Annotated in this window: 12 protein-coding genes; 10 read left to right on the top strand and 2 right to left on the bottom strand. The window is 39.0% G+C overall.

Going from position 1 to position 15611, the window contains the following annotated elements:
* Positions 1-181 precede the first annotated feature (181 nt).
* Positions 182-1195 (bottom strand): acyltransferase family protein, encoded by a 1014-nt coding sequence (locus AB1I62_RS02920; RefSeq protein WP_048737385.1) that lies wholly within the window; start codon positions 1193-1195, stop codon positions 182-184.
* A 236-nt stretch (positions 1196-1431) separates the two neighbouring features.
* Here AB1I62_RS02920 and AB1I62_RS02925 point away from each other — a divergent pair, with 236 nt between their 5' ends.
* The 5 genes from AB1I62_RS02925 (at position 1432) to AB1I62_RS02945 (ending at position 6620) form a co-directional block, all read left to right on the top strand.
* Positions 1432-2385: an ABC transporter ATP-binding protein gene (locus AB1I62_RS02925; protein ID WP_048737384.1), complete on the top strand. Its 954-nt coding sequence runs from the start codon at positions 1432-1434 to the stop codon at positions 2383-2385.
* Positions 2386-3903, top strand: a complete 1518-nt coding sequence (locus AB1I62_RS02930; RefSeq protein ID WP_002375918.1) for an ABC transporter permease/substrate-binding protein — start codon at positions 2386-2388, stop codon at positions 3901-3903. It abuts the gene before it with no gap.
* A 141-nt stretch (positions 3904-4044) separates the two neighbouring features.
* Positions 4045-4500: an arginine repressor gene (gene argR, locus AB1I62_RS02935; protein WP_002355509.1), complete on the top strand. Its 456-nt coding sequence runs from the start codon at positions 4045-4047 to the stop codon at positions 4498-4500.
* Positions 4501-4533: 33 nt separating this feature from the next.
* A complete protein-coding gene (locus AB1I62_RS02940) occupies positions 4534-6042 on the top strand; it encodes a phosphomannomutase/phosphoglucomutase (RefSeq protein WP_367019020.1) in 1509 nt (502 codons plus the stop codon).
* Between the two features lie 23 nt (positions 6043-6065).
* Entirely contained in the window at positions 6066-6620 is a 555-nt protein-coding gene (locus tag AB1I62_RS02945; protein WP_002367997.1) for a GNAT family protein, read from the top strand.
* Positions 6621-6743: 123 nt separating this feature from the next.
* Here AB1I62_RS02945 and AB1I62_RS02950 read toward each other — a convergent pair whose 3' ends face one another.
* On the bottom strand, positions 6744-7607 hold the full coding sequence (locus AB1I62_RS02950) for an RluA family pseudouridine synthase (RefSeq protein WP_002381243.1): 864 nt from the start codon (positions 7605-7607) through the stop codon (positions 6744-6746).
* Between the two features lie 342 nt (positions 7608-7949).
* Between AB1I62_RS02950 and AB1I62_RS02955 the strand changes: the two genes are divergently transcribed.
* From AB1I62_RS02955 to AB1I62_RS02975, 5 genes are all read left to right on the top strand, one after another.
* Complete coding sequence (locus tag AB1I62_RS02955; protein WP_002378020.1) at positions 7950-10136, top strand: PBP1A family penicillin-binding protein; 2187 nt, start codon at positions 7950-7952, stop codon at positions 10134-10136.
* Between the two features lie 62 nt (positions 10137-10198).
* Positions 10199-10540, top strand: coding sequence for a YlbF family regulator (locus tag AB1I62_RS02960; RefSeq protein ID WP_002355518.1), 342 nt, complete (start codon positions 10199-10201; stop codon positions 10538-10540).
* Positions 10541-10695: 155 nt separating this feature from the next.
* Positions 10696-11931 (top strand): DNA repair exonuclease, encoded by a 1236-nt coding sequence (locus AB1I62_RS02965; RefSeq protein WP_010818272.1) that lies wholly within the window; start codon positions 10696-10698, stop codon positions 11929-11931.
* On the top strand, positions 11928-14639 hold the full coding sequence (locus tag AB1I62_RS02970) for an ATP-binding protein (RefSeq protein WP_104859262.1): 2712 nt from the start codon (positions 11928-11930) through the stop codon (positions 14637-14639). Before AB1I62_RS02965 ends, AB1I62_RS02970 begins: the two co-directional genes overlap by 4 nt.
* Positions 14636-15580: an HD domain-containing protein gene (locus tag AB1I62_RS02975; RefSeq protein WP_002361244.1), complete on the top strand. Its 945-nt coding sequence runs from the start codon at positions 14636-14638 to the stop codon at positions 15578-15580. Before AB1I62_RS02970 ends, AB1I62_RS02975 begins: the two co-directional genes overlap by 4 nt.
* Positions 15581-15611: the final 31 nt, after the last annotated feature.

A 15611-nucleotide genomic window follows, 5' to 3' on the forward strand; every position in this document is an offset into this window, starting at 1 on the left:
GACACTCCCTGTTTTATTAATATTTCATGCTTTTGTTGTACTATTTGATGATACAAAAAAGTAAAACTGAGGACCCAATTAAAGTTAAGTTAACCACATTGAAAGATAGACCTTTCAATGTGGTTAAAGATGCTTAATGAGATTCATGAAACATAGAAAGCGGATTAATTTTCTATGCTCTTTATTTGTATATTTTCTTGGGAATCATTATTGATTGTGGATTAAAAAGATAATCCACTCCCCGTTTCACCACAGGCATATTCGTAATAGCTAAAATGAAGAGGGCTAAGAAGAAAAGTGCCAGGATTCGGAAAGTAAACCATTCTTTAAAGAGTGTGTCTAATTGTAAACCACTTTCCAACAGAATAATTAAGGGCATATGCAAGAGATAAGGGTAGAGGGTATCTTTTCCGAGGGCGCTTAAAGGTAACTTTCGTTTAGGCAATAATGCAAACCAAGAAAGAGACACCAATGCTGCAGCAACGTAAAAGAACAGCTGAATGAAACTACTGTATTCAAAGGCCGGACTAATTTCAGCGTAGGAAGCCCAACCAGTTAAGAAGCCCCAAAATTTCGTTGCCAATGACCATTGACTATTTACAAATAAAAAGGAGCTTAAAATTATGCCTATCGCTGCCCATTTGACTTTGCGATGATCTAAAAAGGTTTGTAGCTTTTGAATATCCATTAAGTAGCCACAATAAAAGAAAGGAAAGAAGCCCAGAGTCCGTCCTAAAGACAAGAAACCTTCCACAGGCAAATAGCCTGAGGCGCAGCCGATAACAATGATGATGGGCAACATGATTTTCGGCTGAACGCGCTGAAGAAAGATGGTAATTAAGTAGAAACTTGCTAAGGAAAGTAAGTACCAAGGAACGCCCGTTTCGTTCAGTAAATCAAAATTCATTTTATTTGCAAAGGCGAAATTAGCAAGTGTAATCAACAACTTCGCTAAGAGATAAAGCCAAACAAAGGAAAGTAAACGGAGATATTTTCGTTGTTTAATGGCATGTTTACTAAAGAGTCCAGAGACAAAAATAAAGGCTGACATATGGAATGAATAGATCCAAAAGTTGATCGTTTCCATGAGTCGTGAAGGAGCAGCTTCACGATCTAAAATATGCCCAAAAATCACTAAGAAAATTAAAAAAAGTTTCACGTTGTCCCATTTATAAATTCGCTTGTCGTTTTCCATAACGATCACTCCTTTTAGTAGAAAACAGTTCACTTTTGTTTAAGGCAGAAGAGGACAATTTTTCCATTCATTGAGTAGATAATTGTAGATACGAACCGGCAGCCGTTAAATGAGCCCCCACATACTTGCGCTTAAAACAAAAAATTAGGCAGGATGTTAGTCTTAAATTATACTGAAAGAGTGACGATCCTCCAAAGATTTTGTTTATTAAGAAGTGAAAGATGCGGTGAAAATAAATGATAAAATTTCAAAATGTTTCAAAAGTATATCAAGAAAATGCCGTTTTGTCCGATGTGAATTTAACAATCCAACAAGGCGAATTTTTTGTATTAGTAGGGCCGAGTGGTAGTGGAAAAACGACGACTTTGAAAATGATTAATCGGCTCATTGAGCCAACGACAGGTGAAGTGGCTCTCAATGAACAAGCGGTAACCAACTACCCTTTACGTGAATTACGACTAAAAATTGGCTATGTTCTTCAGCAAATTGCCTTATTTCCTAACTTAACCGTGGCGGAAAATATTGAGTTGATTCCTGAAATGAAAAAATGGCCCAAAGAGCAACGCAGAGAGCGAACCATTGAACTATTGAAAAAAGTTCAGCTGGATCCTGAGGAATATCTGCATCGTAAGCCAGCAGCGCTTTCAGGAGGCGAACAACAACGTATCGGGATTTTACGCGCCATTGCAGCCGAACCAGAAGTGATTTTAATGGATGAACCTTTTAGCGCGCTAGATCCGATTTCAAGACATCATCTTCAACGTTTGGTGAAAGAACTTCATCAGGAATTAGCGAGTACCATTGTTTTTGTGACCCATGATATGAATGAAGCTTTATTGTTAGGGGAGCGCATCTGTATTATGGACGCTGGCAAAATTATTCAAGTCGATACGCCAGAAGCCATTCAAAAACATCCGAAAAATAATTTTGTCGGTCAATTTTTCAAACAATCTTCGCCAGAACTAGCGAACTATTGTGGCGCTGACTTGAATGCATTTTTAGAAGCCGCAGATGAGACGATTGAGCCAGTGCCGACTGTTTTCATGGAAACCAATTTAAAAGAGATTGTCCAACTCATTAATGCACAAGAGAAAGCAAATTTAGTAGAAAAACAACAAGTTTTAGGGTGTATCACCTCAAAAACGATTACTCGTTTTATGGAACAGCTGTTGGAAAGCGAGGGACAGTAGATGCAAGCACTGATTGAAACTTTTTTCGCTCGAAAAGAAGAATATCTGCAAGCGTTAATCGAGCATATGCAATTGTCCTTTATTTCGTTATTATTCGCTGCGTTGATTGCAATTCCCCTAGCCATTTATTTAACGAGTCATCGTAAGTTAGCGGAAAGTCTGTTACAAGTGACTGGGATTTTCCAAACCATCCCTTCTTTAGCCTTGCTAGGCTTACTGATTCCGTTAATTGGTATTGGTCGACCACCGGCAATTGTTGCGCTAGTGATTTATGCCTTATTCCCAATTTTACAAAACACCTATACTGGTTTGACGGAAATTGATCCTTCGTTAGAAGAAGCCGCAGAAGCATTTGGGATGAGTAAAAAAGAAAAACTGTTTAAGTTTGAGTTGCAAATGGCGTTACCATTTATTATTTCTGGGATTCGAACGGCTACCGTTTTAATTATTGGTACGGCCACGTTGGCGGCGTTAATTGGAGCAGGTGGTTTAGGGACCTTCATTTTATTAGGAATTGATCGAAATAATTTATCGTTGATTTTTATTGGAGCCATTTCATCGGCTGCACTAGCAGTCTTATTTAATTATGGAATTCATTGGTTGGAAAAAGCGAATGGGCGGCGACTAATCATTGGCGGTACTATTTTAGGCCTTTTGTTAGGTGGTTCATTTTTCTGGAATCAACAAACTTCTTCAAAGGAAAAGCAGCTGACAATTGCTGGCAAATTAGGAGCGGAACCAGATATTATTATTAATATGTATAAAGCCTTAATTGAAGAAAATAGCGACATTCAGGTGACGTTAAAGCCAAACTTTGGCAAGACTACTTTTTTATATAATGCCTTGAAATCAGATGAAATCGATCTTTATCCGGAATTTACAGGAACAGTGATCGAAACCTTTTTAAAAAATCCTCCTCAGCTAGACAATCAACCTCAAGTAGTCTATGAAGCGGCACGCGCTGGCTTGAAAAAACAAGAAAACCTTACTTTGTTGAAACCGATGCGCTATGAAAATACGTATGCCGTCGCAGTTAAGCGCTCATTTGCAAAAGCGCATCAATTAAAAACGATTAGTGATTTACAGAAAATTAGCAATCAGTTGAAAGCAGGTTTTACGTTAGAATTTATTGATCGGCAAGATGGTTATAAGGGATTACAAGAAAAATATCATTTAAATCTGAATGTCCAATCGATGGAACCGGCGTTACGCTATCAAGCGATTAATAATGGTGAGGTAAATGTGATTGATGCCTATTCAACGGATAGTGAATTGAGACAATACGATTTAGTAACGTTAGAAGATGATCAAGCGCTATTTCCGCCTTATCAAGGAGCACCACTTATTAAAACAGCAACGTTGGAAAAATATCCAGAATTAGCAGAAATATTGAATAAATTGGCAGGAAAAATTAGCGAAGAAGAAATGAGTGAAATGAATTATCAAGTCAATGTGGAGGGGCAAGATCCTAGCATAGTGGCGAAAGACTATTTAAAAGAAAAGAATCTTCTTAAATAAGTATTTTTTACTGAAAAAGACTGGTATATAAACATTTATCCAGCCTTTTTCAGATAAATAAAGAGTTTAATGTGAAAAGTACCTGTATTTTTACTCATTTTTGGATATAATAAAAGAAATGAATGGAGAGGAGTGGTCTATATGAAAAAAGCAGAACGCCAACGTTTGATTAAACAATTAATTATGCAACAAGAAATTGAAACACAAGATGAATTAATCACTCGTTTGGAAGAACTTGGCGTCCGAGCCACTCAAGCGACTGTTTCAAGAGATATCCGTGAAATGAGTATTGTTAAAACACATGGTGCAGATGGTCGTGTCAAATATGCAATTTTTTCTCAAGCACAAGGCACAAGCAGTGAAGAGAAATTACGAGAATCAGTAAAAGATTCAGTTGTTCGAATGGAGCGAGTACAATTTATTGTCATCTTGCATACAGAGATGGGGAATGCCGATGTGGTGAGTAACTTTTTAGATGAAGTAGCTTATCCAGAAGTGGCTGGTACAGTGGCTGGTGCGGATACGATTATTGTGATTACACGTTCAGAAGAGGATGCGGAACACTTTATCGAACGCATCGAAAATATGATTTTTTAAAATTGAAAGCATCAATAGAAGGGAGTTTTTTTCTTGGTAGAATTGAAAGCGCTACAAAATGGTTCGGATATTCGGGGAATTGCTTTGGATACGGAAGAGCAAACTGCAACATTAACCGTAACAGCAGTAGCCAAGATTGCGGTGGGCGTGGTTCGTTGGTTACAGGACAAAAAACAGCTGCCACGAAAGGCACAACAGCACCTGACAATTGCAATCGGACATGATAGTCGTCTAACGGCGGAGCCGATTAAGCAAGCATTAGTAGATACGTTTCTTTCATTAGGTATTCAGGTGATTGACGTTGGTTTAGCTACGACGCCTGCTATGTTTATGGCTACTCAATTTCCAACGCTTCAATGTGATGCAGCGATTATGATTACAGCTAGCCATTTGCCTTATTACTTTAATGGTTTGAAGTTCTTCACAGCAGAAGGTGGAGCAGAGAAAGAAGATATTCGGTATATTTTATCTCATACTGATCCGCTGACGGCCAATGAAAATGGCACACTGATGAAGCAAGAGTTACTGCCAATTTATGCGGAGCATTTGGTGGCAAAAATTCGCCAAGGAATTCATTCGCCAGAAGAGAAACCTTTACAGGGCTTTCGAATTATCGTTGATGCGGGTAATGGGGCTGGGGGCTTCTTTGCAGAGCAGGTTCTTCAAGTTTTGGGCGCTGATACGACGGGATCACAGTTTTTAGAACCAGATGGGCATTTTCCTAATCATGTACCTAATCCAGATAATTCTGAAGCAATGAAAAGTATTCAAACAGCTGTTTTAGCTAATCAAGCAGATTTGGGCATTATTTTTGATACAGATGTAGATCGTTCGGCCGTGGTGGACCAATCAGGTGAGGTACTAAACCGAAATAATTTAATTGCTGTTTTAGCGGCAATCGTTTTAAAAGAAGCGCCTGGTAGTTATATTGTGACAAATTCGCCAACCTCAAGTCATTTAAAAACATTTATTGAAGAAAAAGGCGGCCAACAGATTCGTTATATTTCTGGTTACCGAAATGTCATTAATAAAATGATTGAATTGAATCATGGGGGCTTTCAGACACCGTTAGCCATTGAAACCAGTGGTCATGCAGCGTTTCAAGAAAACTACAATCTGGATGATGGTGCATATGTCGTGGCGAAAATTTTAATGTTGTTACCAGAATTGAAACAAAATAATCAAACGTTAGGAGATCTGATTGCTACATTGAAGCAACCGGCAGAAACCAACGAATTTCGCTTCAAAATTACTGCGGAGGATGTTACTTGTTATGGGCAACAAGTCTTGCGAGACTTTGAATTGTTTGTAGAAAATCAAGCAGACTTTGCTGTGGACCGTGAAAACCAAGAAGGTGTTCGGGGAAACGTGTCTGGTCAATATGGCAGTGGGTGGTTTTTGCTACGCTTAAGTCTGCATGAACCGTTGCTTGTTCTTCAGGTAGAGAATGACCAAAGCGATAAAAATGCATGTGTCATCGAAAAAATTGCCACTTTTTTACAAAAATACGAGGAAATAGATAGTCAGCAAATAGAAAAATAATCTAGGAAATTAAAGGTGTTCTTATGGAAAATGTCTTAAAAGGAAAACACATTGGCTTTTCTCATTTTAGAGAAGAATATATCGAACATATTGCAAAACAGCAATGGGATAATGAATTGCTTCGGCATTTGAGCTGGGATGCTTTACATCCGTGGGGGCTTGAAGAATGGAAAGATTTCACGATTAATAAAGGAGAAGATGATCGATTTCTATTTGCTATTTTAGAAAATACGACAGAGGAATTTATTGGTTGGGTTTCATTGTCTGATGTACAGTTGAAAAATAGAGGGGCCAATTTAGGGATTGCTATTTTACAAAAAGAGCAACGTGGTCAAGGATATGGCTTTGAGGCGGTGTCTTTAATTTGTAAATTTGCTTTTTATGAATTGGGCTTGCACAAAATCAGATTAGCTGTCAATAGTAACAATCAAAAAGCGATTCATGTTTATGAAAAAGTAGGCTTCAAAAAAGAAGGAATTGATAGAGAAGCGTTATTTCAAGATGGCCAATGGCTGGATATCTACAATTACGGAATTTTACAAAAAGAGTGGCTACAAATGATTAAGGCTGAGAGTTAGCTCAGGAACTGTTTAACACCAAGACACTGAGCAAACGCAGATATGCCGTTCTCAGCAGTGAATGTGCGGTAAAATAAAAAAGCAGAAGAAATCGGCGGTTACCGTCCGATTTCTTCTGTTTTTTTACCATAGGCCAGGCGCTGCAGTCACAACGATTTGTTTTTTTGTAAACGGATGGAGTAAATGAAGTTGTGAAGCATGGAGCATTAAACGAGCTGCCTGCGATTTTGGGTTGTATAACGGATCACCAATAATTGGATGCCCTTCGCTAGCTAAATGGACCCGAATTTGGTGCGTCCGACCTGTTTCTAAAACACAGGTAACTGCGGTTTGATTGTTAGAAAGAGTTTGGACCACTTGGACATGTGTAATCGCTGAATCCCCTTTTTGAGGATCAATCCGTCGTTTCCGGCGATCATGCCGATCACGACCGATCGGCTGATTGATTGTCTGCTCTTTTTGGTTAAAGTGACCAGCCACAATCGCTTGATATTGGCGGTAAATTTGTTTTGTTTCTAATAAACGCCCTAAAATAGGTAAGACAAAAGGATTTTTAGCAAAGACAATCGCACCACTGGTTTCTTTATCTAATCGATGAACGACATAAGGGACCTGATTTTTCTCGGCTAAATAGGCAGCAACATGATTTAACAAGGTGTCTGTTTCCTGTGGCTGATTTGGATGGGTTTTAATGCCATAAGGTTTATTTACAATCATTAAATGTTCGTCTTCATATAAAACCTTCACATGCGTTGCTTCCCCCAAATGAATAGTGGGACGCACATAATCGGTTTCTTCAAACGTTAAGGTGACACAATCGCCAGCTTGGACTGGAAAATGAAAAGCAGCTGTTTCTCCGTTGATTTTGACATTTTTTCGCGTGCGTAAAAAATGGCGCACTTTTCGAGGGACTAGCCACTCATTTTCTAATAGTTCTTTTACAGTCATTGTTGAAAAATTTTCAGGTAATCTCATTGAATATTCCACCAAATCCCACCTTTCACTGATTCGCTATTTAGTGTAACAAAGCTGCTCAAAAGGTCAAGTCAGAACGGAAAAAAAGCTGAAATTTGTTAGAAAGGCAGTTCCTTGAGAGATTCTTAAACAAATTTACATAAAAAACGAAGAAAAGCATGATAGAATAGAGGCTAAATAAAGACTCGTTTCTAAGCGTAAGCAATTATTTACCTCTAGTGAAGGCCATATTTCCTTTGCTACAGCGAAAAGACCATTGAAATTGTTTTTCAAGAATTTTTCATGCTTTAGACCTAGGTCGTACCCACAAGAATATGGTAGACTTAGCCAAGAAACGTAAACAGAGGGAGTACTATGGACAATCTTAAACAATTTTTTAGTAAAGTCGGTGTCGGATTACGTCATTTTTGGACGTGGATAAAGCCTTATTTAATACAATTCCATCAAGCCAGAAAGCGGATTTGGAAAAAGTATCAAATCAATAAAATTTTCTTGTTAATTGGTTTGGTAGTCGCTTTAGGTGCCAGTATTTATTTATTTTACTTAGCCAAGTCCGCAAACGTTGAGACCCTAAAATCGGGGCTAAGTGAATCAACACGCGTTTATGATGAGTCAGGAGAGGAAGTCGGAAAATTATTCGGGCAAAAAGGGACTTTTGTGGAACTGGATAATATTTCTCCTTATATTCAAGATGCGGTTATTTCAACTGAAGATCGCGGGTTTTACCAACATAAAGGGTATTCCATCAAAGGGATTGCCCGTGCGGTTGTTGGAAAATTGACCTTCGGGAAAATCGGTGGCGGTGGTGGCGGAAGTACAATTACGCAGCAATTAGCCAAAAATGCTTACTTAACGCAAGAGCAAACGTTAGATAGGAAAGCCAGAGAATTATTTTTAGCGATTGAAATCGAAAAGAAATATTCGAAAAAAGATATCTTAGCAATGTATTTAAATAATTCTTATTTTGGTAATGGTGTCTGGGGAGTGCAAGATGCAGCTCGTAAATATTTTGGCGTGGATGCGTCCCAAGTGACAGTGGGGGAAGCCGCAACGCTAGCGGGCATGTTAAAAGGGCCAGGAATCTATAACCCAATTGATTACATTGACAATGCCACAGCGCGACGGAATACCGTTTTACAACTAATGGTCGACAATAAAAAACTATCTCAAGAAGAAGCCAATCAAGAAGCGAGTGTTAACTTAGCGAGTCTATTAAATGACACCTATGTTGGCGACGAAAATAGTTACAAATATCCATATTATTTTGATGCGGTAATTGATGAAGCGGTCAATCGTTATAAATTTAAAGAAGAAGATATTTTAAATAAAGGCTACAAGATTTACACTTCTTTAAATCAGGGGTATCAAGATGCGATGGATGCAACTTATAAAAATGATGCACTATTTCCACCCAATGCAGAAGATGGTGCCATGGTTCAAAGTGGCTCTGTAGCCATTGATCCGAAAACCGGCGGCGTGCAAGCACTGGTGGGCGGTCGAGGAGAACACGTTTATCGAGGCTTTAACTTTGCAACGCAAACAAAACGTTCACCAGGCTCGTCCTTAAAACCAATTTCTGTCTATACACCAGCTTTAGAGGCTGGCTATAAACCAGACTCTGTTTTAGAAGATAAACCACAAGATTATTATCCAGCGCAAAACTATAGCCGAACGTACAGTGGAGAAGTTCCTATGTACCAAGCCTTAGGAGAAAGCTTAAATTTACCAGCGGTGTGGTTATTACATCAAATTGGTTTAGATAAAGGCTATGAAAAAACAGAGAAATTTGGCATTCCGTTATCAGAAAAAGATCGGTACTATGGTTTAGCCCTTGGAGGATTACAAACGGGTGTTTCGCCACTAACTATGGCGGGAGCTTATAGTGCCTTTGCCAATGAAGGCTATAAAACTGAAACGCATTTAATTACAAAAATCGTCGACTCAACTGGCGCAATTGTAGTTGATAATACTAAAGTCAAGAAAGAACAAGTCATTACCAAAGATGTTGCAGACGGGATTACAAGTATGTTACTAGGGGTCTTTAGTTCTGGGAGCGGGGTCAACGCACAACCAGCAGGCTACGTAATGGCTGGTAAAACAGGTACGACAGAAACCAACTTCGATAGTAGTAAAACGAACGATCAGTGGGTGATTGGTTATACACCAGAAGTTGTCATTGCTACTTGGTTAGGCTTCCAAGAAACCAGTAAAACCCATTATTTGGAAGGCAGTAGCGCTACGTATGCCTCACAGGTGTTCAACAGTCAAGCCAGTGGCATCTTGCCACAAGTCAAACAAGCACAATTTCCTGTCGCGGATGCTTATGCCACAGGTGGGAAAGTTGTTGATAGCAACGATAGTTTAACTGGTGGTGCCAATTCTAATTGGCGGGATAACTTGAAAGACTTTGGAAATTCTGTTCAAGACGGCGCTAGCAATTTCGGAGATACATTGAATGAAGTTGGGGGACAAATTAAAGACGGCGCGAAAAAAGTCAAAGACAAGATTGAAGGAATTTTCGGAGGCTTATTAGGAAATTAGTTGGGAAAACCTAAGAGAAATGGTACAATAAAGATGAAACTATTGAGAAAAGAGGGATTCCATTGAGTAACATTTATGATACAGCCAATCAGATTGAACGTGAACTACGTGAGTTAGACGAATTTAAAGCATTACAAGCAGCGTATGAAGAAGTAAAAGCAGACGAAGCAGCTTACACATTGTTTAAAGAATTCCAAGGATTCCAACAAGGACTACAAGAAAAACAAATGCGCGGCGAAGAATTCACGGATGAAGATGCTGAAAAAGCACAAAGCATTGCAACGAAAGTGCAAGAAACAGCAGTTATCAACGAATTAATGCAAAAAGAACAAGCGTTTAGCTTAGTTGTCAATGATTTAAACCGAATTATCATGACTCCTGTGCGTGATATGTATAACGATTAATTTACGTAATTGAACTCTGACAAGTTGTCTATAAGACAATTTGTCAGAGTTTTTCTTTTACTGAAAATAAAAAAACGAACAAATTTTCGTATGTTTTTACTGACCAAGCTGGCAGAAAATGATATGATAAAGGAAGGAGAAAAGGAGGGGAAACGATGAAACTATTGCATACAGCTGATTTACACATGGATCGGTCTTTTGAAGGGTTAACTGGGATCCCGACAGCCTTAGCGAAGCGCTTAAGAGAAGCTAATCAACAATTGTTAATGAATATCGTAACAGTTGCCATTCGAGAAGCGGTGGACTTGGTTATTTTTGCAGGAGATACGTTTCATCAAAGTCAGACCTCTATTTCAATGCAAGCCCAATTGATGGCCGCATTAGAACAGTTGAAACAAGCAGAAATTCCTGTGATTCTAACATTTGGGAATCATGATTACTATAAAAAAGACCGCTATTGGTTTTCTTTTCCAGACAATGTTTTTTTATTTGAAAAAGAAATGGTTGAGACACTGTATTTTGAAACGAGAGCGGGCGAACAAGTGGCTGTTTCGGGGTTTAGTTATGAGCATCCCTGGATTGATGAAAATAAAGCACTAGAATTTCCTATCAAACAAGCAGAATCTGACATTCATATTGGGATTTATCATGGAGACACCAGTCGGAAAGCGCAACAAAATTATGCTCCGTTTACATGGAAGGATTTAAAAGCCACTGGCTATAATTATTGGGCATTGGGCCACATTCATCAGCCGCAAATTGTTAGTGAACAACCGCTAATTGTTTATCCTGGAACACCTCAAGGACACACGAAAAAAGAACAGTCTTTACAAGGGGTTGCAGTGGTCACACTTTCCCAAAATCAAGCGACTGTTCAATTTGAAAAAGTCGCAGAAATAGATTGGACGAATGAAGAAGTATCTCTTGCGCAATGCCGTGACACCCAAAGCGTTTTGTCTTATCTTGAAACCAGTTTGCTGACGAAGTGGCATGCGCATCAGCAACAGCAATTGATGGCGTTGACACTGAAAGAAACGCAACATTTGGATGTGACCGTGGTGCAAGCCATTGTCAATGGTGAACTATTAAGCTACTTACAGCAGCAGCTTTTACAAAAAACGCAAGGTGATTTTTTTGTTTATCGCCTAATATTGCAAGCAGAGGAACCAACGAAAGAACCAATCTATTTAGCCGCTAGTCCCAACTTATTAACGGCATTAGAAAAAACATACTTAGATCCAGTTATTTTTGAAGATACCACCAAGGAATTGTTACGTTATCCAGAATTTGCTGGAATTTTTTCAATGGATGAGCAGTGGCGATTAGAGAGCTTGCGCCTAGCACATGAGCAAATTAATGAAGACTTTACTATTCAGGAGGACCCACTATGAAATTACTTGCAGTAGAGATTGTGGGCTTTGGAAAATGGCAACAACAGAAAATTACATTTGAATCTGGTAATCAATTGCTGTACGGCGCAAATGAAGTTGGCAAGTCCACATTGTATCAATTCATTCAAGCAATGCTGTTTGGTTTTCCCACAAAGGGCAAAAGAAAACGCGATTACGTACCTAAAAATGGTGGTTCGTATGGTGGTCGTTTGTGGTTGGCACATCCTGTGTTTGGGGAAGTTCAAGTCGAGCGTTTTAAAGAAAAAAATAAAGGGCAAGCAATCATTTATTATCAACAACAAATGGGGGATGAAAAAACCTTACAGCAAATGTTACATCCGCTAACGAAAAAGTTATTTCAAGAGATTTTTACTTTCCAACAAGAACAATTAATTACGAGTGACAAGTTGACAGAAGAGGAACTGCAAACATCCTTGTTAGCCATTGGTGTTTCTGGTAGTCAACAACTTTTGACTTACCGAAATGCGTACTTTAAAGAAGCACAAAAAATCTTTAAAGGCAAAGGGCAGCAGCCATTACTCAATCAGAAGTTGGCGGCTTATCAAGAACTAAAAGAGCAAATTCAAGAGAAAGAAGCGCAGCAACAAACTTTTCAACAATTAGAAGAAACGATTCGCGAAACAGAACAACAGCGAGTGACACTGCAACAGCAATTAAAAGAAACGCAACAGGACTTGTTACAGGTTGCGGAACAGCAACGTCACTTTCCCTTGTACGAAGAATGGCAGTCGCTACCTGAAGAAACAGAGAACGTTGTTTTAGTAAAAGAAGACCAAGTTCAATTAGAAGAAACCTTTCAAGAATATATGTACCTAGACAAAGAACGACAACGTTTGACCAAAGAGTTATCTCTTCAGTCAGAAGCGCTCGATGTTCCAGAAGGGTATGCTTTTTACCTAGAACAAGAAGCATTGATTCAACAATTGTTGAATCAACGCTATGATATGCAACAATTGATGACGGAATCGGAATGGATGACCCAAACCTTTGAGCAAAATCGTCAAGAAATGGTCCTTTTAGAGAACGAATGGTCATGGTCGCCTGAACGACCACCACAGCTTTTTTATGACAACGAAACCGTTCAAAAGTGGCGCCAACAACAAGTTGCGTATACGCAAGCTCTTCAAAAAGGACAAGAACAGAAAGCATTCTTGGCTTCTCAAATTGAAAATCTGGAAGACCAGTTAACGGATTTTGAAAAAGCGCATGCCGCATTTTTTGGTGAAGCGACGCGTGCCCAAAAAGCGCAGAAAACAAGTCAACCACTTTGGTTATTGCTAGGAAGTATCCTTGCATTACTCGGTTTCTTTTTGCCAAGCCCTTTAAAATGGGGCCTAGTTCTCGTGGGAGTTAGTTTTATCGCGAAAGAAGTGCTTAGCTACGCCACTAGAAAAGAAGCTTCCTCTGATGAAGTGAAAGAAGAATGGCAGACGAAACTTTCGCAACTAGATTATTTAAATGAACAGTTCCAACAAGCGCTGAATCAAGAACGTGAGGCACAACTGCAAGTGGAACAACTTGAACAAGCAGTAGCGGAGCAAGCCCAAGTCCATCAATTAGGAAAAATGCAACAAATTGATACTTTAATGAATCAGCGGGAATTGATTACGCGCTATTTATTGCTTGTTCAAACAAATGAAGAACTCATGAGTCAATTGAAGGAAAATCAACAAAAACGCCAAGTATTTGAAGAACAAATCTTCCCATTGATGACGCATTTACCCTTGCAAGGAAAGAGCCTTTCCGAAAAGTTACACTTTTTAGAAGGATTTGCTGAAGAAATGGAGAAGGTTCGCTTTGCTCAGGAGTATCAAGCAGATGGCTATCTCAAACAGCAGTTACGAGAGTTGAAAACTAAACAGCAAGAAGCATTAACACGAATTCAGCCTTTACTAATTCGTTATCGGATTCTATCAATCGCTGATGTTCCAAGTAGGATTCAACAGCTGACCACTCAGCAAGCTCAAGTTGGTCGTGGGCAAGAATTAGCGACACAATTAGGCAATCTGTTTCCAGAAGCGGTAACAGAAGCAGCGTTAAAAGACCGTTCTTTACAACTGGCGCAGCAACAAGCACTGGAAGAAAGCAAGTTAGATAAAATACAAGAACAGTATCAAGCGCTGATTTATGAAAAACAACAATTAATGACGGATGGTACCTTAGATGAGTTGTATCAACGCCAAGCAATTTTAAAAGCGGAAATCAAAGAACTAGCTCAACGTTGGTCTGGGTATCAACTAGCGGGACAACTGCTAATGGACCTATTAACAGAGCTTTCGGAACAACAATTGCCCAGCTTATTACAGTATGCATCAAGCTACTTTGCACTTTTAACAAATCAGCGTTATCAATCAATCCAAGTAGCCGAAGGTCAACTAGTTGCGGTGACGAAAGAACAAGAAATGTTTTATTTACATGAATTATCAACTGGCACTAAAGATCAATTGATGATGGCTGTTCGTTTTGCCTTTTTAGCAGTCCAAGGCGAGCAACTGATTTGTCCAATTATCATTGATGATGGCTGGTTACACTATGATCATCAAAGAAAAGCCCAATTAGCTGAATTATTTACTAAATTTGGTCAAAAACAGCAAGTCATTTGTTTTTCTTCTGACCAAGAAATGGTAAGCTATTATCAGGACTTACAACAAAGAGTAATTGCGTTAGAAGGAGGAAGCGTCAAGTGAAAAAATTACGTGAATTAACAGTAGAAGAACTTTTTGAATCATTTGTTCTAATTAAAAATGCCGATGTACGTGTAGCTAAAAATGGGAAAAAGTTTATTGCCTTTACCTTTCAAGACACATCTGGCACGATTGACGGAAAATATTGGGACGCCTCTGAGGATGAAATTACACGGTTTACTGCGGGAAACGTTGTTTTACTGAATGGGAAACGAGAAGTTTATCAAAATAAACCCCAAGTAAAAATTTTACACATGCGTTTAGCGACAGCAGAGGAACCAAGCCAGCCAAGTTTATATATGGAACGAGCGCCTTTGAAAAAAGAAGAGATGGTCGAGGAAATCAATCAAGTGATTTTTGAAATTACCAATGCTCATTGGAATCGTATTGTGCGCTATCTCATGACGAAATACCAACAAGAATTTTATGAATTTCCTGCAGCCAAACGGAACCATCATGCTTTTGCGAATGGCTTAGCTTACCACACTGTCTCAATGTTGCGCCTAGGCAAAGCAATTGCTAAGGAATATACTGAAATTAACACGTCACTATTATACGCGGGGATTATTTTACATGACTTAGGAAAAGTTTTAGAACTATCTGGTGCTATTACGACAGAATATACGGTGGCAGGGAACTTAATTGGTCATTTAGTTTTGGTGGATGAGGAAATTACCAAGGCGTGTTTGGCTTTGAAAATTGATGATCGAGAAGAAGACGTTGTCGTTCTTCGGCACATGGTCTTAGCCCACCATGGATTGTTGGAGTATGGCTCACCTGTGCGACCAAGAATTATGGAAGCGGAAATCTTACATCAAATTGATACCATGGATGCGTCCATTCAAATGATGATAGGGGCCATTCGTCAAACACAGCCTGGGGAGTATACGGAACGAATCTTTGGTTTAGATAACCGCAGTTTCTATGTTCCAAAAGATAAATAAAAAAAGGGAGTGGTCAATCGACCACTCTCTT

Origin of the sequence: Enterococcus sp. AN402, from assembly GCF_040719405.1 — a bacterium.
Classification (GTDB): Bacteria; Bacillota; Bacilli; order Lactobacillales; family Enterococcaceae; genus Enterococcus; species Enterococcus faecalis.